Source organism: Streptococcus infantis (assembly GCF_000960085.1).
Classification (GTDB): domain Bacteria; phylum Bacillota; class Bacilli; order Lactobacillales; family Streptococcaceae; genus Streptococcus; species Streptococcus infantis_C.
In genome coordinates this window covers 76,805-97,248 of sequence record NZ_JYGT01000006.1, presented here as the reverse complement: position 1 = coordinate 97,248, position 20,444 = coordinate 76,805, and the positions used below count along the sequence as shown (strand labels likewise).

Sequence of the window (20,444 nt, the reverse complement as noted above, 5' to 3'; positions counted from 1 at the left end):
AGGACAAAACCTCGGGATTCTAAGGAAAGACTTTACATTAGAACGTTTTTAGAAAATGTAGCTACTTTTCTTTGGAGAATAAAAAAAAGCTTTGGAGCCATAATAAAAGTAGTCTGTCTGTAAAACACACTACTTTTATTGTTTATCTTAATATCTAGCAGGTCCAGCACTTGCGCTCTTGATGTTGAAACGTTTTTTGAGGTAGAAACGTAGGGCAAGGAGAGCTCCTCCGATAACCAATAAAACAAGAGGAGGTAAGCTGATATTGATGGCTTGTGGAAGGAAGTTACTCAAGAAGAGGATGAAGACCCAGGCAAACATGGTTGCTAACATAACCAAAAGTGATTTCCAGAATGGTGGGCGTTGGCTACGGTCAGTATCTGGTCCGTAGTAGCGGTAGATGAAGTGGTAGAGCAGGTAAAAGGCAACTCCACCAAAGGCCCCTACACTGATAAGTGTTACCAATCCGTAGGCCACAGGTTGGTTTGAGAAGAAGCTCATCAAGGCGCTAACTACTGCAAATAATCCTGTGATGAAAAGGGCTGAATCCAACATCATCAATTTTGGATCGTCGTTTTCTTTTGGATGTTCTTTTTCGTATTGCTCTTTTTCGCTGAAGCTATGAGCCCAGTGAGTTGGTGCTCCGTAGATAGAACGTGCTGTCACTCCTTTTGGTTGTTCTTCGAGGATATGAGGAATGACTTCTTCAAGGATAGCCTTGATTTCAGCATCTGTTTTTCCGTCCTTGAGAAATTGCTGGGTTGCAATATGGATAAATTCTTGGTTTTTCTTTGTTAATTCTTTTAAATCAATCTGTGACATAATAACTCCTGTTTAGAACCATTTTTTATGGATGAGGTAAAGAGTGAGAGAAACACTCATAGCAAAGGCGATAAAGACGATGAGCCAAAAAGCGTTTGGTTCCCCGTTTAGAGGGATTTCATTGTCTTTAAAGTTCATACCGTAAGCCGAGAAGATCATGGTTGGGATAGACATAACGATGGTCACAAGGGCCAAGGTTTTCATGATATTATTCTGGTTGTTTGAAATAATTGATGCAAAGGTATCTGTCATTGAGTGCAAGATATTTCCATAAATGTCTGCCATCTCAATGGCCTGTTGGGTTTCAATCAAGGTATCTTCCAGCAGGTCTTCGTCCTCAAGGTATTTTTTAATATTACTAGTTGCGCTGGTCAACTTTTTAATCACGCGCTCATTTGTCTTAAGAGAGGCTTTAAAGTAGACGATAGTCTTTTCCAACTCCATGAGTTCAATCAATTCTTCGTTTCGAGTGGATTGATGTAGCTGGCTTTCAATCTGGTCACTCTTACGTTCAATTGAACGAAGGGCTGTCAGGTATATTTCAGCGTTGCGGTAGAGGATTTGAAAGATAAAGCGCGAACGCATAAAGGTATAGAAATTCCGAAGTCTACGGTTGATGAAGATATCTAGAAGCGGTAGAGGTTCCAAACAAGTGGTAATAATAGCCTCTTCTGTGATGATAATCCCTAAGGGGATAGTCACATAGTAGGTGCGATTATTTCTCTCTTCAGTAATGGGAACGTCTACGATGATCAGAGTGTATTCATCTTCAATCGTGATACGAGACATTTCTTCCGCATCGAGTGGTGCACGGAGATCCGCGATATCAATCTCAAAAGCAGAAGCAATTTCCATCGATTCGCTTTGGGTAGGATTGACGAGATTGATCCAAGTGCCCGGCTGGAGCGTATCGATCTCTTTAAATTCAGTTGTTGTTGAGAGAAAGACTTGTTTCATATCCCCTATCCTTTCCTAATCTATTCTGTGTTTAAGTGATTTTTAGCACCGTACTATTATACTACAAATTCGCCTTTTTTGGTAATAGAATTTCACTTTTTTTGGTATAATGGAAAGCAACAATGAACTAGAAAGAAGTAATATGCAAGATAAGATTGTCATCCATGGGGCACGCGCCCATAATTTAAAAAATATTGATGTGGAAATTCCACGTGACAAGCTAGTTGTGGTGACGGGGCTGTCGGGTTCGGGCAAGTCCAGTCTTGCCTTTGATACCCTGTATGCAGAAGGGCAACGTCGCTATGTTGAGAGTCTATCAGCCTACGCTCGTCAGTTCTTAGGGAATATGGAGAAACCAGATGTGGACTCTATCGATGGTCTTAGTCCTGCTATTTCCATTGACCAGAAAACGACTAGTAAAAATCCACGTTCGACTGTCGGTACTACGACGGAAATCAACGACTATCTCCGTCTCCTCTATGCTCGTGTAGGAACACCCTACTGTATCAATGGACATGGCGCTATCAAGGCTTCGTCTGTCGAACAGATTGTAGACAAGGTCTTGGAATTACCAGAGCGCCAACGCTTGCAGATTCTAGCTCCTGTTATTCGTAAGAAAAAGGGTCAGCATAAGACTCTGATTGAAAAGATTCAAAAGGATGGTTACGTCCGTGTCCGTGTCGATGGGGTTGTCTATGATGTGACTGAAGTTCCTGAACTTGAAAAGAATAAACAACACACCATCGATGTGGTGGTAGACCGTATCATCATCAAGGATGGTATCCGTAGTCGTCTTTTTGATTCGATTGAAGCAGCTCTCCGTATCGCTGAAGGTTATGTCGTTATTGATACTATGGATGATTCAGAGTTGCTCTTTTCAGAACACTATGCTTGTCCAGTATGTGGATTTACGGTTCCAGAGTTAGAACCTCGTCTCTTCTCCTTCAATGCACCCTTTGGCTCCTGTAGTGAGTGTGATGGTTTGGGAATCAAGCTAGAGGTTGATACGGATTTAGTTGTACCAGATGCTAGCAAGACTCTTCGCGAGGGAGCCTTAGCGCCTTGGAATCCAATCTCTTCTAACTATTATCCAAATATGCTGGAACAAGCCATGACAGCTTTTGGAGTGGATATGGATACGCCTTTTGAGGAGTTGTCTGAAGAGAATAAACATCTCATTTTCTATGGTTCAGATGGGAAAGAATTCCATTTCCACTATGAAAATGAATTCGGCGGAGTTCGTGATATCGATATTCCATTTGAAGGAGTGATTGGTAATATCAAGCGTCGCTATCATGAAACCAATAGCGACTACACTCGTACACAAATGCGTCTCTATATGAACGAGCTGACTTGTGGCACTTGTCATGGTTATCGTCTCAATGACCAAGCCTTATCTGTTCGAGTAGGGGGAGAAAAAGGGCTCCATATCGGAGAAATTTCAGACCTCTCCATCGCAGACCATTTGGAAGCTATTGATCGGTTGACCCTATCAAAAAATGAAGCCATCATTGCTCGTCCAATTCTTAAGGAAGTCAAAGACCGCTTGACCTTCCTTAATAATGTCGGACTTAACTATCTGACACTTTCTCGTTCAGCAGGAACATTATCAGGTGGGGAGAGCCAACGTATTCGCTTGGCGACTCAGATTGGTTCCAATCTCTCAGGAGTCCTCTATATCTTAGATGAGCCGTCCATCGGTCTTCACCAGAGGGACAATGACCGTCTGATTGCCAGTCTGAAAAAGATGCGTGATTTGGGGAACACCTTGATCGTAGTAGAACATGATGAAGATACCATGCGAGAGGCGGATTATTTGATTGACGTCGGTCCTGGAGCGGGTGTCTTTGGTGGAGAAATTGTTGCTGCAGGAACGCCTAAGCAGGTAGCTCGCAACAGCAAATCCATTACAGGACAGTATCTATCAGGAAAACGCGCGATTCCAGTGCCGCAAGAACGCCGTGTAGGCAATGGTCGCTTTATCGAAGTGACAGGTGCGCGTGAGAACAACTTGCAAAATATCACTGCTCGCTTCCCATTAGGGAAATTCATTGCAGTAACGGGTGTTTCTGGTTCAGGGAAGTCGACCCTCATTAACAGTATTCTCAAAAAAGCCATTGCACAAAAGCTCAATCGCAATTCAGACAAGCCTGGTAAGTTTAAAACCATTACAGGGATTGAACATATCGACCGTCTGATAGATATTGACCAAAGTCCAATCGGACGAACACCGAGGTCTAACCCTGCTACCTATACAGGTGTTTTTGATGACATTCGGGACCTCTTTGCTCAGACAAATGAAGCCAAGATTCGTGGCTATAAGAAGGGGCGTTTCAGTTTCAACGTCAAGGGCGGTCGCTGTGAAGCTTGCTCGGGTGACGGGATTATCAAGATTGAGATGCACTTCTTGCCAGATGTTTACGTAGCCTGCGAAGTCTGTCATGGGACTCGCTACAACAGTGAAACGCTAGAAGTTCACTACAAGGAAAAGAATATCTCGCAAGTCTTGGATATGACGGTCAATGACGCAGTAGAATTTTTCCAACATATTCCGAAAATTCAACGCAAACTCCAGACCATCAAAGATGTTGGTCTAGGATATGTGACTTTGGGACAACCAGCTACGACACTCTCTGGTGGAGAAGCCCAGCGTATGAAGCTGGCTAGTGAACTCCACAAGCGTTCGACAGGTAAGTCTTTCTATATTTTAGATGAACCGACAACTGGGTTGCATACTGAGGACATCGCTCGCCTACTCACCGTTTTGTCCCGCTTTGTCGATGATGGAAATACAGTTCTCGTCATTGAGCACAATCTAGATGTTATCAAAACAGCAGACCATATCATCGACCTAGGTCCAGAAGGTGGTGTCGGTGGCGGAACTATTATCGCAACAGGAACACCAGAGGAAGTAGCTACCAATGAAGCTAGCTATACAGGACAGTATTTGAAAGGAAAGTTACATCATGAATAAACGTGTGCAAGCATTTTTAGATAAAATGCAAGAAAAAGAACTAGATGGAATCATTATCAATAACCTTAAAAATGTCTACTATTTGACAGGATTTTGGGGTTCAAATGGAACGGTCTTTATCAGTCGTGACCGTCAAGTCTTGGTGACAGATGCCCGCTATATTATCGCTGCCAAGCAAGAAGTTACTGGCTTTGAGATTTTTGCAGAACGTGATGAGTTGGCAACTATCGCAAAGATTGCAAAAGATATGGGCCTTTCTCGTATCGGTTTTGAAGATGAGATTTCAGTTTCTTATTACCATCGCATGCAAACCGCCTTTGAAGGTTTAGAACTAGTTCCACAGACACAGTTTGTTGAAGCCCTTCGTATGATTAAGGATGAGACAGAGATTGCGACTATTCGTAAGGCTTGTTCCATCTCAGACCAAGCTTTCCACGATGCTCTTGACTTTATCAAGCCAGGTAAGACAGAGATTGAAATTGCCAACTTCCTGGACTTCCGTATGCGTGAATTAGGCGCTGCTGGTTTGTCTTTTGACACGATTCTAGCGAGTGGGATCAACTCTTCTAAACCTCACGCCCACCCAATGCACAAGCCAGTAGAACTAGGCGAAGCAATCACCATGGACTTCGGTTGCCTTTATGACCACTATGTCAGTGATATGACACGTACCATCTATCTAGGCCATGTCAGTGATGAACAAGCAGAAATCTACAACACTGTTTTGAAGGCTAACCAAGCTCTGATTGACCAAGCTAAGGATGGCTTAGGTTTCCGTGATTTTGATAAAATCCCTCGTGATATTATTGTAGAAGCAGGCTATGGCGAATACTTTACACACGGTATCGGGCATGGTATCGGACTTGATATCCACGAAGAACCTTACTTTAGCCAAACTTCCAAAGAAGTTATTAAATCTGGAATGGTCTTGACTGATGAACCTGGTATTTATATTGAAGGTAAATACGGTGTTCGTATCGAAGATGATATCTTGATTACAGATACAGGTTGTGAGTTATTAACCCTTGCTCCAAAAGAATTAATCGTAATCTAAGAAAATTGAGATAAATCGTTGACTTTTACTAGTTAAAGGTTTATACTGAAAGGCGAAAACGGTAGGTGAGGCTACCATAGGGATACGGATGACTACCGCAAAGCAGTGGAGACACTACTCGTTGGTCAACAGTCCTGGTCGCGAAGGTCAAGACTAAGCTCATTACATCGCCCTATGGAGTTAAAGCTTGAACGAAAACAGACAATAAGTTTTTTAGTCCTGCCATTTTATGGCAGGACTTTCTGCTGTTTTAAAACAAAGAAAGGAGACAAACGATGCAAATTGACGATCATCCAGAACCGCACATACACAGCCAATCGCTGATTTGTGTCGTTCTGTCCTTATAAAGTGATTGGTCCCTGTGTATGAAATCACTATTCATACAGATAGGAGAAACCAATGAAAACTACAAAAGAAAGATTAGCAGCAGCTATTCAAACTCCATTCAAAGAAAGTCTAGCTTTTTACCATACAAGTCTAAAAGGCTTAGATTCAGAACAAGTCGAAGAAAACCGTGACCTATATGGTGAAAACACCATCACAAAGGGTCAAGAGGATTCCATCTTTAAAAAGATTTATGAGTCCATTATCAATCCTTTCACAATCATTTTGCTTGTGATTGCCTTTATCTCTCTCGTTACAAACGTCTGGCTTGCCAAACCCGGTCAAGAGGATCCAACGACTTCTATCATTATCGTTGTCTTGGTTTTGATTTCAGGAGGTATTCGTTTTGTCCAAGAATTGCGGAGCGACAAGGCAACAACCAATCTTTCAAAAATGATTGTCAATACAGCAACTGTTATTCGTGATGGTCTTGAACAAGAGTTGCCTATCGATGAGTTGGTTGTGGGAGATCTTGTGAAATTGAGCGCTGGAGATATGATTCCAGCAGATGTCATCTTATTTGAATCACGAGACTTTTTTGTTCAACAGTCAGGTTTGACTGGAGAAAGTGATGCAGTCGAAAAGCTTGCTTTAAATAAAGCTACTACTCAAAATGTAGAGAGCCTGTTAGAAGCAGAATCTTTAGCCTTCATGGGGACAAACGTTATCTCAGGAAGTGCTACAGCTATGATTCTAGCTGTTGGTGATGACACCATGATGGGAGCTATTGAACAGACTCTCAACACCTACGATGAACCAACTTCTTTTGAACGTGAAATGAACAGCATTTCCTGGCTCTTGATTCGTTTGATGCTTGTCATGGTTCCGATCGTGTTTTTTGCAAATGGTTTGACCGATGGAGACTGGCTAGAGGCTGGAGTCTTTGCCTTGAGTGTTGGTGTCGGACTTACACCAGAAATGCTTCCAATGATTATTACAGCCAGCTTGGCCAAAGGTTCTATTATCATGGCCAAGGAAAAGGTGGTCATCAAAAAACTCAACGCTATCCAGGACTTAGGAGCAATCGATATCCTATGTACGGACAAAACTGGAACTTTAACGCAGGATGAGATTGTTTTAGAATATCCTTTGGATATCCACGGTGATTTGGATATGGCGGTCTTAAGAAGAGCTTATCTAAATTCACATTTTCAAACCGGTTTGAAAAACTTGATGGACCGTGCTATCATCAGTAGAACTGAAAAAGAGTCCAAAGAACACGCTATCCTACAAAATTTAGATACTAGTTTCCAAAAAATCGACGAACTACCATTTGATTTTGAACGTAGACGCATGAGTGTTATCGTCAAAGATGATAGTAATGTCGTTAGTATGGTTACCAAAGGCGCTTTAGAAGAAATGTTGAACATTTCGACACATGTGGAGTACCGTGGAGAAATCATTCCCCTAACCGAAGACATTCGTCAAGAAGTACTAGCAGAAGTTGCGCAATTAAACCGTCAAGGTTTACGTGTCTTAGGTGTAGGTTACAAATCAGGTCTACGTGAAGACTATGCTTATACCGTGACTGATGAAAGTGACATGATCCTTACTGGTTATCTTGCCTTCTTGGATCCACCAAAACCATCTGCAGCACCAGCTATTCAGGCTCTGCTTGAGCATGGTGTCAAAACAAAGATTTTAACTGGGGATAATGAAAAAGTAACCCAAGCCATCTGTGAAAAGGTTGGTTTGGATGTTGAACATATCCTTTTGGGAGCTGATATCGACCAAATGACAGACCAAGAATTGGCAGATGTTGTTGAAAAAGTAACAGTCTTTGCTAAATTGTCACCTGACCAAAAAGCGCGTATCATTCAACAGTTGAAGAGAAATGGTCATGGAGTTGGTTATATGGGTGACGGTATTAACGATGCCCCATCCATGAAGGTGGCGGATGTTGGTATTTCTGTGGATACAGCAGTTGATATCGCCAAGGAAACTGCGGATGTTATTTTGCTAGACAAGGACCTCATGGTCCTTGAAACAGGTATCGTTGAGGGTCGCAAGGTCTACGCCAACATGACCAAGTACATCAAGATGACCGTTAGTTCAAACTTTGGGAATATCTTCTCACTCCTTGTTGCGAGTATCTTCTTGCCATTTTTACCAATGGCTCCTGTTCATCTCATTGTCCTAAATCTAGTCTATGATTTGTCTTGTGTGGCATTGCCATTTGATAATGTGGATCAAGACTTCCTCAAACAACCTCATACATGGGAAGCAAAATCCATTACACGATTTATGGTTTGGATGGGTCCAATCTCATCTATCTTTGATATTTTGACCTTTATCTTCCTCTACTTTATCATTGTTCCTTTGGTGACTGGCCATCATTATGTTCATGGTTCTGAATCTGCCCTTCAGTTTATCATCTTGTTCCAAACAGGATGGTTCATCGAATCTATGTGGTCTCAAACCATGGTTATCCATATGCTTCGTACAGCAAAAGTTCCTTTTGTACAAAGTAGACCAGCTTGGCTTGTGATTTTGATGACTTTGGTTGCAGCTTTCTTTGTAACTAGTTTACCTTATGGACCACTAGTAAATATCCTTCGTTTAGCTCCATTGGGACTTCCATACTTCTTGTTCTTGGTCGGTATTATTTTCTTGTACATGTTTAGCGTTACCGTTATTAAGAAGTTTTACATTAAGAAGTACAGAGAGTGGTTATAGTTCGTGTTTTGTCAATAAAAAAGTTGGAAAAACTCAAAAAAAGTTTATTTTTTTCAAAAATAGGTCGCAAGTCCGATGTTTTTTATGGTATAATAGACTAAACTGATAATAACATGTAGCGAAAGGGGTAGGTACATGATCAAAATTTATACAGTCTCAAGTTGTACTAGCTGTAAAAAAGCGAAAACCTGGCTCAATGCCCACCAGTTAAGTTATAAAGAACAAAACCTCGGTAAAGAGGGGATTTCTAGAGAAGAATTATTAGATATTCTAACAAAAACAGACAATGGAATTGCGAGCATCGTATCATCAAAGAATCGCTACGCTAAAGCTCTTGGAGTTGATATCGAAGATTTGAGTGTCAATGAGGTGCTCACCTTAATAATGGAAACACCACGTATCCTAAAAAGTCCAATTCTTGTTGACGAGAAACGTTTGCAAGTTGGCTATAAAGAAGACGACATTCGTGCCTTCTTGCCACGCTCTGTCCGCAATGTAGAAAATGCAGAAGCACGTTTACGTGCAGCACTATAAAACATAAAGGCTGGGAGTGACTCCTGGCCTTATTTGATAGGTAAATAAGGAAAATTGAATATGAAGAAGATAGTAATCGGTATAGTTGCCCTTCTATTTTTACTAGCTGGTTGTGGTCAGAAAAAAGAATCTGCGGAACCTGCTAAAGATACAACGACAGAAATTCTCCAATCTAATTTGCCAGTTCTAGAAAATGCAGCAAAAAATACTGTGGTTACCAAAACTCTAGTTTTTCCAGCCAATGAAAATGGGGTTAAACAAACTCAGACCATTACATATAAGGACAAACAATTCTTGACCTTAACGATTCAGCAGAAACGACCAGTTTCAGATGAACTCAAGAGTTTCATTGCAGAACATGGGTTGGAAGATGCAAAGAAAGCTTTGAAAGAGGTGGAGGATAAAGATGAGTCAGTTCAAGCAGCTCGAAAAATTCCTGGTTTTAGTCTTGAAACCAATCTTTTAAGTGAAACCGAGATTGAAACAAAAACAAGTTATGATTTTCAAGTTCTAGACGTTAAAAAGGCAAGCGAAAGCGAATATTTAAAAAATGTGGGATTAGAAAATCTACTAAAAAACGAACCAGAAGAGTATATCGCAAATCGAGTTGCGAGTGGTGCGACAGTCCAGTAAGAAAGTCGCAGAAAATCAACAAAATCAGACTGTGTGATTTGTAGAACGACTGTGAATGTGCTATAATAGTACTATTCTAAGGAAAGAGGGTGTTAGAATGGGATTTACTGAAGAAACCGTACGTTTTAAATTGGATGATTCCAATAAAAAAGAAATTAGTGAAACATTGACAGAAGTCTATGCTTCATTGAATGAGAAGGGGTATAACCCTATTAATCAAATTGTGGGCTATGTTCTCAGTGGAGACCCAGCTTACGTTCCTCGTTACAATAACGCAAGAAATCAAATCCGTAAATACGAACGCGATGAGATTGTTGAAGAATTGGTCCGCTACTACCTTAAAGGACAAGGAGTCGATCTATAATCTATGAGAATTATGGGGTTGGACGTTGGTTCCAAAACGGTAGGAGTAGCGATTAGCGATCCGTTAGGGTTTACAGCACAAGGGCTCGAAATCATCCAAATCAATGAAGACCAGGGAGAGTTCGGTTTTGAACGACTCAAGGAATTGGTTGATAGCTATAAGGTGGAGCGCTTTGTTGTTGGTTTACCTAAAAATATGAACAATACCAGTGGACCGCGCGTGGAAGCGAGTCAAGCATATGGAGCAAAACTGGAAGAACTTTTTGGTTTGCCAGTAGAATACCAGGATGAGCGCCTGACCACGGTTGCTGCAGAGCGCATGTTAATTGAGCAAGCAGATGTTAGTCGTAATAAGCGTAAAAAAGTTATCGATAAATTAGCCGCTCAGTTGATTTTGCAAAATTATTTAGATAGAAAATTTTAAGACAGAGGAGAAACTATGTCACACGATCACAACCACGATCACGAAGAACGTGAACTTATTACACTTGTAGATGAGCAAGGAAACGAAACTTTGTTTGAAATCCTTTTGACTATTGACGGAAAAGAAGAATTCGGTAAAAACTATGTTCTTCTTGTACCAGTTAATGCAGAAGAAGATGAAAACGGCGAAGTTGAAATTCAAGCATACTCATTCATCGAAAATGAAGACGGAACAGAAGGCGAATTGCAACCAATTCCTGAAGATTCAGATGACGAATGGAACATGATTGAAGAAGTCTTCAACAGCTTTATGGAGGAGTAAAAACATCCGGGGGATGTTTTTAGCCTGACGCTAAAAATAAGAACCGTCAGTAAGTCCAGTGGATGTTTTTAGCCCTGCGCTAGAAATTGAAAACGCAGATAGTCTGGGAGACTGTATCAGCCCAGTTCCTTGAAATAAGAGAGAACTGGTGACTCCAGTGGATGTTTTTAGCCCATATTGAAATTAAAACAAGCTAGGTTCTAGCAAATGAAGTAAAAAGCGAAGAGAATCTTCGCTTTTTTATTAAAGATTAAGGAGATAAGCGTGTTTGAAGTAGAAAAATGGCTCCATAGTCGGATTGGATTGAATTTTAGATCAGGTTTGGGACGGATGCAAAAAGCAGTGGATTTACTGGGGAATCCTGAGCAAACCTATCCAATTATCCATGTGACGGGGACAAATGGGAAAGGATCAACCATTGCCTTTATGAGAGAGCTTTTTGTCTCTCACGACAAGAAAGTTGGAACCTTTACTTCGCCCCATATTGTCAGCATTCATGATCGCATTTGCATCAATGGAGACCCCATATCGGATGCAGATTTCATTCGTTTAGCTGATCAAGTAAAAGCAATGGAGAAAAGACTTCTAGAAACTTATGATCAATTATCTTTTTTTGAGTTGTTGACTTTGATTGCTTTGCTTTATTTTAAAGAGCAAGAAGTGGATCTGGTTTTGCTGGAAGTTGGAATTGGTGGACTACTTGATACCACTAATGTGGTAACTGGAGAGATTGCTGTTATCACGTCCATCGGCTTTGATCATCAGGAGACTTTAGGCGATAGTTTAGCAGCTATTGCTGAGCAGAAAGCAGGGATTTTTAAGTCAGGCAAGTCAGCTCTTATTGCCAATCTAGCACCGGAAGCCCAGCTCGTTTGTCAAAGAACTGCTCATGATTTGGATGTGACTCTCTACCAAGCTGATCGAGATTTTTCTTTCAAGAATGGTCATTTTTCTTCTTCTCTTGCGAATCTGAACCAACTAAAACTAGGTTTGGAAGGGGCCTATCAGGAGGAAAACGCAGCTCTTGCCATACAAGCCTTTCTATTGCTTATGAATCAGAGAGGTGAGAAGGTTGATCAAGAAGCAGTACGAGCCGCCTTGCGAGCTACCAGATGGGCAGGAAGGCTAGAAGCTATCACTGAGCACATTTATCTGGATGGGGCTCACAATCTACCAGCCTTGGAACGTTTGGTTGAATTTATCCAGGAAAAAATCCAGCAAGGCTACCATGCTCAAATTCTTTTTGGTGCTTTAAAGCGTAAAGATTATAGCGGAATGTTAACTTATCTGACAGATCATTTACCTGATACAGCTCTCTATGTGACGAGTTTCGACTATCAAGGCTCTTTGGAGGAGCAAGATTTGAGTGGCTATCATAGAGTTGCTTCCTATCGAGACTTTATAGATGATTTTGAAAAGTCTGCAGGGGAGAAAGACTTACTGTTTGTTACAGGTTCCCTCTATTTTATATCTGAAGTTCGTGCCTACCTTATAAAAACATAGTTGGTTGATTGACCTTGTTTCCTTTATTTAATATAGTATAAGTAGAATAACTCTGCAGTTTTTCTGCCTTTAGCTCCTGAAAGAAAGGAGACATTATGTCACTAAAAAAAATTACATTTTCTCTTGCTACTGTGGCAAGTCTTAGTCTTTTAGTTGCTTGTTCGTCAACAGCTAAATCGACACCTTCATCCCAAGCAAGCACTAGCTCTGAGGCGAGCGCTAGTCAAGTGTCAGAAACCAGCGCTTTTAGTTCTACTACTAGTGTAAAGACTGACACAACTACTAATCTAGATGGGACCTACAAGGGACAAGACGAGGGTGATAGCATTACTCTTGTAGTTACTGGAAATACCGGAACGTGGACAGAAGTGGAAGCGGACGGAGATCAAGAGGTTAAGAAGGTGACCTTCGAACCAGAAAATCAGAAAGTTATTATCGGAGACGAGGTCAAGATTTATGTAGCTGAGGAGAACCAGATTATTATCGATGACATGGATCGCGACGTTTCTGATCGTATTGTTTTAAAAAAATAGATATTTTATAAGGATTTGAATCTGGATAAAAAGATTCAAATCTTTTTTTCGTTGACTTTGAGCTCAAAAAAATTCCATACTTTTAAGGTAGCTAATGTCCACCAAAAAGTATAGAATGAGTGAAATTAAAGAAATCGTTCCTGCAAAAAGTGGGCGACTCCATCTTCTTCGTTAGTCAATGGTAATTGCTCGTCTGCAAAAGGTAACAGTGCAGGGTTTGCGTTTTTCATGGCATAGCCTTTACCTGCAAAAGAAAGCATTTCTTGGTCATTGTGTTCGTCACCAAAGGCAATCAAATTCTGTTTGTCGATATTCATGACATTGAGAAGGTATTCGAGGGCAAAAGCCTTGTGGACACCTTTTGGAGTGCATTCGAGAATGTTCAAAGGGCCACCCCAAGTGTTAATATTGAGTTGGTGTTTGTAAAAGCTGTTCATCTCTTCAGCTAGTGCATATTTATCGTCTGCCCTAGTTTGTAATAAAATACAGTTAGGTCCTTTAGTAACTAAGTCAGACTTGAATTGATTTTCTGGGCGAAAGTTTTCAACACCAAATAATTTAGGATCGGCAATTTCTTGGTCTGGGGCCGTAATGTAGAACTTTTTACGATATTCACCAGCGATAAAGTCTGCCTCAATTTCTTCTTTACGCTTCACGATATCCAAGAGGTATTTTTTGTCCACAGTCAGACACTTTTCATGTTTCCAAGTCTTGCCTGGTAGGTGAGTGAGCGAACCATTGAAGTTGATCATAGGCGTTTCAAGTTCAAGTTGGTCATAAAAATCTTTGGCCATACGGTATGGGCGACCGGTTGCGATAACGACTTGGTGGCCTTTTTTAGAGATTTTCTTAATTGTTTTAATAGTAAAGTCAGAAAGTTTGCTTTCAGAGTTGAGTAGAGTTCCGTCTAAATCAACGGCAATCATTTTTTTAGTCATAAAATCCTCCCGAATCTAGTTTCAGATAAGATGTTTTCTATTATATCAAAAAGTGGCTAGAAAAGCTGACAATAAGTAAAAAGAAGAAGAATAGCATCGGATAAGATTTTTATAATTCGGTAAAAATACCTTGAAAAGATGAATGATTGATGTTATAATAGTCATATTGTTCGTAAAATGACAAAGGAGATTAAAAATGGACAAACTATTTAAACTAAAAGAGCACGGGACAGATGTCCGTACAGAGGTTCTTGCTGGTTTAACAACTTTCTTTGCAATGAGTTATATTCTCTTTGTAAACCCTCAAATGCTTTCACAAACAGGAATGCCTGTTCAAGGTGTATTCTTGGCGACAATCATAGGTTCTGTTGTGGGAACTTTGATGATGGCTTTCTATGCTAACTTGCCATATGCTCAAGCCCCAGGTATGGGACTTAACGCCTTCTTTACATTTACCGTCGTATTTGGGATGGGTTATACTTGGAAAGAAGCTCTTGGGATGGTCTTCATCTGTGGAGTTATTTCACTGATTATTACATTGACCAATGTTCGTAAAATGATCATTGAATCTATTCCTACAACGCTTCGCTCAGCAATTTCAGCCGGTATCGGTGTCTTCTTAGCATATGTAGGTATTAAGAATGCTGGTCTTTTGAAATTCTCAATTGACCCAGGTACTTATACTGTAGCAGGTGAAGGAGCAGATAAGGCTCAAGCGGCGATTACTGCGAACTCAGCAGCTGTTCCAGGATTGGTAGATTTCAATACTACAGCAGTTTTGGTAGCTCTTGCAGGTCTTGCTATTACTATCTTCTTTGTTGTTAAAGGTATCAAAGGTGGGATCATCCTTTCTATTTTAACAACGACTATTCTTGCCATTGCGGTTGGTCTTGTTAATGTGTCAGGGATTGACTTCGCTAACAACAATCTTTCATCAGCAGTTAACGATTTAGGTACCTTGTTTGGCGCTGCTCTTGGTTCGGAAGGTTTAGGATCTTTGATTTCAAACACTTCTCGTTTGCCAGAAACTTTGATGGCTATTCTTGCCTTCTCATTGACAGATATTTTTGATACTATCGGTACTCTTATTGGTACTGGTGAAAAAGTTGGTATCGTTGCGACAAGTGGTGAAAACCATGAGTCAGCTAAATTGGATAAAGCTCTTTATTCTGACTTGGTGGCAACTTCAGTTGGTGCCATTGCTGGTACTTCAAATGTTACGACATATGTTGAGTCTGCGGCAGGTATCGGTGCTGGTGGACGTACTGGTTTGACAGCCCTTGTTGTTGCTATCTGTTTTGCTTTATCAAGCTTCTTTAGCCCACTGTTAGCGATTGTTCCAACAGCGGCAACTGCACCAATTTTGATTATTGTCGGAATTATGATGCTCTCTAACTTGAAAAACATTCCTTGGGATGATATGTCAGAAGCTGTTCCGGCCTTCTTCACATCTATCTTTATGGGATTCAGTTACTCAATCACTCAAGGGATTGCAGTTGGTTTCTTGACTTATACTTTGACAAAGGTTGTCAAAGGCCAAGTTAAAGATGTACATGTCATGATTTGGATTTTGGATGCCTTGTTTATCTTGAACTATATCAGCATGGCTCTTAACTAATGATAAACACTTAAAAAAAGAAGGAGGAATCTCCTCCTTTTTTATTAGTAGAAATATCGCAAAAGAAAACTTTTTGGTATAATGATTACATGCACATAAAAAATGAAGATGAACTCATTGCTCTTGGACAAGAGTTAGGCTCTTTACTAGAGGAAAATGATGTATTGATTTTGACCGGTGAATTAGGTGCTGGGAAAACAACACTTACAAAAGGTTTGGCTAAAGGTCTAGGGATTCATCAAATGATTAAAAGTCCTACTTATACCATTGTTCGAGAATATGAAGGTCGTCTACCCTTGTATCACTTGGATGTTTATCGTATTGAAGGGGATGCAGATTCTATCGACTTGGATGAATTTCTTTTTGGATCAGGTGTGACTGTTATTGAGTGGGGTCATCTATTAGGAGAAGCTCTTCCGGCAGACTATCTGGAATTAGAAATTCTCAAAGATGGTGACGGACGCGAAGTTGTCTTTCATGCCCATGGTCAACGAGCAGCAGAACTTTTGCAGAGGTTGACAGATGGAGTATGATCTTTTAATCCGTGAAGCTGAAGTCCAAGATGCTTCGGTTCTTATTGCACTTTTGGATCAGATTGGTCAGGAATCTAGCTTTACCAGTCTGGATAAAGACGGAATTGCAATGACTACATCAGAAATGAGGCATTTTATTGACAAGCAAGCCCAGTCGGATAACCAGATTACTCTACTAGCTTTTTTGAATAATGAATTGGCAGGGGTCATCAATATTACAGCTGATCAACGTCCGCGAGTTCGACATATTGGTGATGTCTTTTTGGGCATCAAAAAAGCATACTGGGGAAATGGTCTCGGTAGTATCCTGTTGGAAGAAGCTACTGAATGGGCCAAATCGAGTGCTAGTATTCGACGTTTACAATTGACAGTTCAAAAACGCAATCTTGCAGCTGTTCATCTGTATCAAAAGATGGGCTTTATCATAGAAGGATTACAGGAACGTGGTGCTTGTATAGAGGGAGGAGAGTTTCTTGACGTTTACCAAATGGGTCGACTGATAGACGAATAAAAGTATGGTAAAAAAAATAATCGGAATGTTTTTAGGCTTTGTTCTTGTGACAGTGCTTGGTGTTGGAGCTTTTGCCTTTACAATCTATCAACAAAGTACACAGACTTTAGCCAAAACCTATAAACAAATCGGGGAAGAAACGAAGGTTATCGAGGCAACTGAACCTCTGACAATTCTACTGATGGGTGTGGATACGGGTAACGTTGAACGCACAGACCCATGGGAAGGTAACAGTGATTCGATGATCTTGGTAACGGTAAATCCTAAGACCAAGAAAGTTGTTATGATGAGTTTGGAGCGTGATATTTTGACACAAATCCAACAACCAGACGGTAGCGTAATAGAGGCGAAACTAAATGCTGCCTATGCCAATGGTGGAGCAGAACTGGCTATATCGACTATTCAAAAAATGATGAATATCCATATCGACCGCTATGTGATGGTCAATATGCATGGTCTTCAAAGAATGGTTGATGCTGTCGGAGGTATTACAGTAAATAATACTCTAGGTTTCCCTATCTCTATTCAAGACCAGGAGCCATTTAATACGATTTCTATCGGTGTTGGTGAACAAAAGTTAAATGGTGAAGAAGCTCTTGTCTATTCACGTATGCGTTATCAGGATCCAGAGGGAGACTACGGTCGTCAAAAACGACAGCGTGAAGTGATTCAAAAAGTTGTCGAGAAGATTCTTAGCTTGAATAGTGTCAGTCACTACCAAGAAATTCTGAAGGCTCTTAGCGACAACATGCAGACCAATATCGAGATTACGACAACAACCATTCCTCAATTGATGGGTTATCAAGATTCCTTTAAAAATATTGATTCTCAACAGTTGCGTGGAGAGGATGCAATGATTGACGGGACATCCTACCAAATTGTGTCATCTGCTCATATGTTAGAGATGCAAAATATGTTACGTCGTTCGCTCGGGCAACCAGAGGTTACGAACTTGGAGACCAATGTAGTCTTGTATGAAAATCTTTATGTTCATTCACCACAAAATACCAGTTCTGTTGCGGAACAGGAACAACAGATTCAACAAGAACAGCAAGAACAATAAGAACAATAAGAACAATAAGAAATGAATACTCAAATCGTAGGAATTTTCCTGCGATTTTTTCAAAGAAATCCGAATAGATAAGTAGGAGGAAAAAATGAAAGCGGAAATAATAGCTGTTGGGACAGAAATTCTAACAGGTCAAATCGTCAATACCAATGCTCAGTTTTTGTCTGAAAAGTTGGCTGAAATCGGTGTTGATGTCTACTTCCAAACGGCTGTAGGAGATAATGAATCTCGTCTCTTATCCTTGTTGGAGATTGCTCAGAAACGGAGTGATTTAGTTATCCTAACGGGAGGACTAGGTCCAACAGAGGATGACTTGACCAAACAAACCTTGGCACAATTTCTAGGGCGTGATTTGACTTTTGATGCTCAAGCACAGGCTAAATTAGATGATTTCTTTGCTCATCTACCAGACTATGCTCGAACTCCAAATAATGAACGTCAGGCACAAATTGTTGAGGGCTCAACTCCGCTACCCAATGAAACGGGACTAGCGGTTGGTGGTATGATTGAGGTAGCTGGCGTGACTTATGTTGTCCTACCAGGTCCGCCAAGTGAACTGAAACCAATGGTTTTAAATGAGCTACTACCAAGATTGACAACAGGAGCTAAGTTGTACTCACGTGTGCTACGTTTCTTTGGCATTGGTGAGAGCCAGCTAGTGACGATTTTATCAGATTTGATTGAAGAGCAGATGGATCCAACCATAGCACCGTATGCAAAAACAGGAGAGGTGACTCTGCGTTTGTCTACAAAGGCTACTAGTCAAGAAGAAGCTAGAAAGGCCTTAGATAATATAGAGGAAAAAATCTTTGCACGTCAGACTTTTGAAGGAATTGCTTTAAAGGATATCTGTTATGGCTATGGGGAGGAAGCGAGCCTAGCCAGCGTAGTTGTTGAGAAGTTGAAAAAGCAGAAGAAAACCATCACTGCTGCAGAAAGTTTGACAGCAGGCCTTTTCCAAGCAACATTAGCAGAATTTTCGGGAGTATCAGCTATCTTTAAAGGCGGTTTTGTCACTTATAGCCTGGAAGAAAAAGCTAAGATGTTAGACATTCCACGAGAAGAGTTGGAAGAACATGGAGTCGTGTCAGCATATACAGCGGAAAAAATGGCTGAGCAGGCTCGCCTCAAAACCCAGTCAGATTTTGGGATTAGCTTGACAGGAGTAGCTGGTCCGGATAGCCTAGAAGGGCATCCAGCAGGGACAGTTTTCATCGGCCTATCTCAAGCATCAGGTTCCGAAGTCATTCAAGCCAATATAGCTGGAAGAAGTCGAGCAGATGTTCGTAAAATTGCGGTTATGCATGCGTTTAACTTAGTTCGCAAAGCTTTATTAAGTGACTGACTTTTGATATAATAGAAGAAGGTTCTAAAAAACATTAAAATATAGGAGAACAAAATGGCGAAAAAACCAACAAAAAAATTAGATGAAATCGGCAAAAAATTTGGAGCTGATCGTGAAAAAGCTTTGAATGATGCCCTTAAATTGATTGAAAAAGACTTCGGTAAGGGGTCAATCATGCGCTTGGGTGAACGTGCAGAGCAAAAAGTGCAAGTGATGAGCTCAGGTTCGTTGGCCCTTGATATTGCACTTGGTTCAGGTGGTTATCCAAAGGGACGTATCATTGAAATCTACGGTCCAGAATCATCAGGTAAGACAACAGTAGCCCTTCATGCTGTAGCACAAGCACAAAAAGAAGGCGGCATTGCAGCCTTTATCGATGCGGAACATGCGCTTGATCCAGCTTATGCAGCAGCTCTTGGAGTGAATATTGACGAATTGCTCTTGTCACAACCAGACTCAGGTGAGCAAGGTCTTGAAATTGCAGGGAAATTGATTGACTCAGGTGCAGTTGACCTAGTCGTTATTGACTCGGTTGCAGCTCTTGTACCTCGTGCGGAAATCGATGGAGATATCGGAGATAGCCACGTTGGTCTTCAAGCTCGTATGATGAGCCAAGCTATGCGTAAACTTGGTGCTTCTATCAACAAGACTAAGACAATTGCCATCTTCATCAACCAATTGCGTGAAAAAGTTGGGGTTATGTTTGGTAATCCAGAAACAACACCTGGTGGACGCGCCCTTAAATTCTACGCTTCAGTTCGTTTAGACGTTCGTGGGAGCACACAAATCAAGGGAACTGGTGACCAAAAAGATACCAACGTCGGTAAAGAAACTAAGATTAAAGTTGTGAAAAACAAGGTTGCTCCACCGTTCAAAGAAGCTCTTGTTGAAATCATGTACGGAGAAGGTATTTCTAGAACTGGTGAACTCTTGAAGATTGCAAGTGATTTGGATATCATCCAAAAAGCAGGTGCTTGGTACTCATACAAGGGTGAAAAAATCGGACAAGGTTCTGAGAATGCGAAGAAATACTTGGCAGATCATCCAGAAATCTTTGATGAGATTGACCACCAAGTTCGTGTTCAATATGGTTTGATTGAAGAGGAAGAAGGTTCAAAAGATAATTCAGCAGCAACTGAAACAAGTTCTAACCAAGAAGTAACTCTTGATTTGGGCGATGCTCTTGAAATCGAAATTGAAGAATAAAAATAAAAAGTGGAGTTTTTCCACTTTTTATTTTTATTCATTAGAG

The 20,444-nt window shown here is 40.8% G+C and carries 19 protein-coding genes and 1 riboswitch; of the genes, 16 read left to right on the top strand and 3 right to left on the bottom strand.

Annotation, left to right across the window (positions count from 1 at the left end):
• Positions 1-147: 147 nt before the first annotated feature.
• Both TZ94_RS02655 and TZ94_RS02650 read right to left on the bottom strand, forming a co-directional pair.
• Positions 148-822, bottom strand: a complete 675-nt coding sequence (locus tag TZ94_RS02655; protein ID WP_006146142.1) for a DUF1129 domain-containing protein — start codon at positions 820-822, stop codon at positions 148-150.
• Positions 823-834: 12 nt separating this feature from the next.
• Entirely contained in the window at positions 835-1,779 is a 945-nt protein-coding gene (locus TZ94_RS02650; RefSeq protein WP_045613871.1) for a magnesium transporter CorA family protein, read from the bottom strand.
• A gap of 142 nt (positions 1,780-1,921) precedes the next feature.
• On the opposite strand from TZ94_RS02650, the gene uvrA reads away from it, so the two are divergent.
• From uvrA to TZ94_RS02600, 10 genes are all read left to right on the top strand, one after another.
• A complete protein-coding gene (uvrA, locus tag TZ94_RS02645; RefSeq protein WP_045613869.1) occupies positions 1,922-4,753 on the top strand; it encodes an excinuclease ABC subunit UvrA in 2,832 nt (943 codons plus the stop codon).
• Positions 4,746-5,807, top strand: coding sequence for a M24 family metallopeptidase (locus tag TZ94_RS02640; RefSeq protein WP_045613868.1), 1,062 nt, complete (start codon positions 4,746-4,748; stop codon positions 5,805-5,807). Before uvrA ends, TZ94_RS02640 begins: the two co-directional genes overlap by 8 nt.
• Before the next feature lie 50 nt (positions 5,808-5,857).
• Positions 5,858-6,014: riboswitch (M-box (ykoK) riboswitch) on the top strand.
• Positions 6,015-6,206: 192 nt separating this feature from the next.
• Positions 6,207-8,867 carry a magnesium-translocating P-type ATPase gene (gene mgtA / locus TZ94_RS02635; RefSeq protein WP_045613866.1) on the top strand — a complete coding sequence of 887 codons (2,661 nt, stop codon included), beginning with the start codon at positions 6,207-6,209 and terminating at the stop codon, positions 8,865-8,867.
• Between the two features lie 135 nt (positions 8,868-9,002).
• Positions 9,003-9,401 carry a transcriptional regulator Spx gene (spx, locus tag TZ94_RS02630; RefSeq protein WP_006149601.1) on the top strand — a complete coding sequence of 133 codons (399 nt, stop codon included), beginning with the start codon at positions 9,003-9,005 and terminating at the stop codon, positions 9,399-9,401.
• A gap of 60 nt (positions 9,402-9,461) precedes the next feature.
• A complete protein-coding gene (locus TZ94_RS02625; protein ID WP_045613864.1) occupies positions 9,462-10,034 on the top strand; it encodes an SP0191 family lipoprotein in 573 nt (190 codons plus the stop codon).
• Between the two features lie 97 nt (positions 10,035-10,131).
• Positions 10,132-10,398 carry an IreB family regulatory phosphoprotein gene (locus TZ94_RS02620; RefSeq protein ID WP_004250500.1) on the top strand — a complete coding sequence of 89 codons (267 nt, stop codon included), beginning with the start codon at positions 10,132-10,134 and terminating at the stop codon, positions 10,396-10,398.
• A 3-nt stretch (positions 10,399-10,401) separates the two neighbouring features.
• Positions 10,402-10,821 carry a Holliday junction resolvase RuvX gene (gene ruvX, locus TZ94_RS02615; protein WP_045613863.1) on the top strand — a complete coding sequence of 140 codons (420 nt, stop codon included), beginning with the start codon at positions 10,402-10,404 and terminating at the stop codon, positions 10,819-10,821.
• A gap of 15 nt (positions 10,822-10,836) precedes the next feature.
• Entirely contained in the window at positions 10,837-11,142 is a 306-nt protein-coding gene (locus tag TZ94_RS02610; RefSeq protein WP_004250503.1) for a DUF1292 domain-containing protein, read from the top strand.
• Between the two features lie 264 nt (positions 11,143-11,406).
• Positions 11,407-12,645: a bifunctional folylpolyglutamate synthase/dihydrofolate synthase gene (locus TZ94_RS02605; RefSeq protein WP_045613861.1), complete on the top strand. Its 1,239-nt coding sequence runs from the start codon at positions 11,407-11,409 to the stop codon at positions 12,643-12,645.
• Between the two features lie 95 nt (positions 12,646-12,740).
• Positions 12,741-13,178 carry an SP_0198 family lipoprotein gene (locus TZ94_RS02600; protein ID WP_045613860.1) on the top strand — a complete coding sequence of 146 codons (438 nt, stop codon included), beginning with the start codon at positions 12,741-12,743 and terminating at the stop codon, positions 13,176-13,178.
• A 125-nt stretch (positions 13,179-13,303) separates the two neighbouring features.
• On the opposite strand, the gene TZ94_RS02595 is transcribed toward TZ94_RS02600, so the two are convergent.
• Complete coding sequence (locus tag TZ94_RS02595) at positions 13,304-14,116, bottom strand: Cof-type HAD-IIB family hydrolase (RefSeq protein WP_045613859.1); 813 nt, start codon at positions 14,114-14,116, stop codon at positions 13,304-13,306.
• Between the two features lie 196 nt (positions 14,117-14,312).
• On the opposite strand from TZ94_RS02595, the gene TZ94_RS02590 reads away from it, so the two are divergent.
• The 6 genes from TZ94_RS02590 (at position 14,313) to recA (ending at position 20,398) form a co-directional block, all read left to right on the top strand.
• Positions 14,313-15,734, top strand: coding sequence for an NCS2 family permease (locus tag TZ94_RS02590; protein WP_045613858.1), 1,422 nt, complete (start codon positions 14,313-14,315; stop codon positions 15,732-15,734).
• An 89-nt stretch (positions 15,735-15,823) separates the two neighbouring features.
• A complete protein-coding gene (tsaE, locus tag TZ94_RS02585; RefSeq protein WP_045613856.1) occupies positions 15,824-16,267 on the top strand; it encodes a tRNA (adenosine(37)-N6)-threonylcarbamoyltransferase complex ATPase subunit type 1 TsaE in 444 nt (147 codons plus the stop codon).
• Positions 16,257-16,778 (top strand): GNAT family N-acetyltransferase, encoded by a 522-nt coding sequence (locus TZ94_RS02580; RefSeq protein ID WP_045613855.1) that lies wholly within the window; start codon positions 16,257-16,259, stop codon positions 16,776-16,778. The genes tsaE and TZ94_RS02580 overlap by 11 nt, the downstream gene beginning before the upstream one ends.
• A gap of 4 nt (positions 16,779-16,782) precedes the next feature.
• Positions 16,783-17,841 (top strand): biofilm formation/cell division transcriptional regulator BrpA, encoded by a 1,059-nt coding sequence (gene brpA / locus TZ94_RS02575; protein WP_045613854.1) that lies wholly within the window; start codon positions 16,783-16,785, stop codon positions 17,839-17,841.
• A gap of 94 nt (positions 17,842-17,935) precedes the next feature.
• Positions 17,936-19,192 (top strand): competence/damage-inducible protein A, encoded by a 1,257-nt coding sequence (locus TZ94_RS02570; RefSeq protein ID WP_045613852.1) that lies wholly within the window; start codon positions 17,936-17,938, stop codon positions 19,190-19,192.
• A gap of 54 nt (positions 19,193-19,246) precedes the next feature.
• Complete coding sequence (gene recA, locus TZ94_RS02565) at positions 19,247-20,398, top strand: recombinase RecA (RefSeq protein ID WP_045613850.1); 1,152 nt, start codon at positions 19,247-19,249, stop codon at positions 20,396-20,398.
• Positions 20,399-20,444 lie beyond the last annotated feature (46 nt).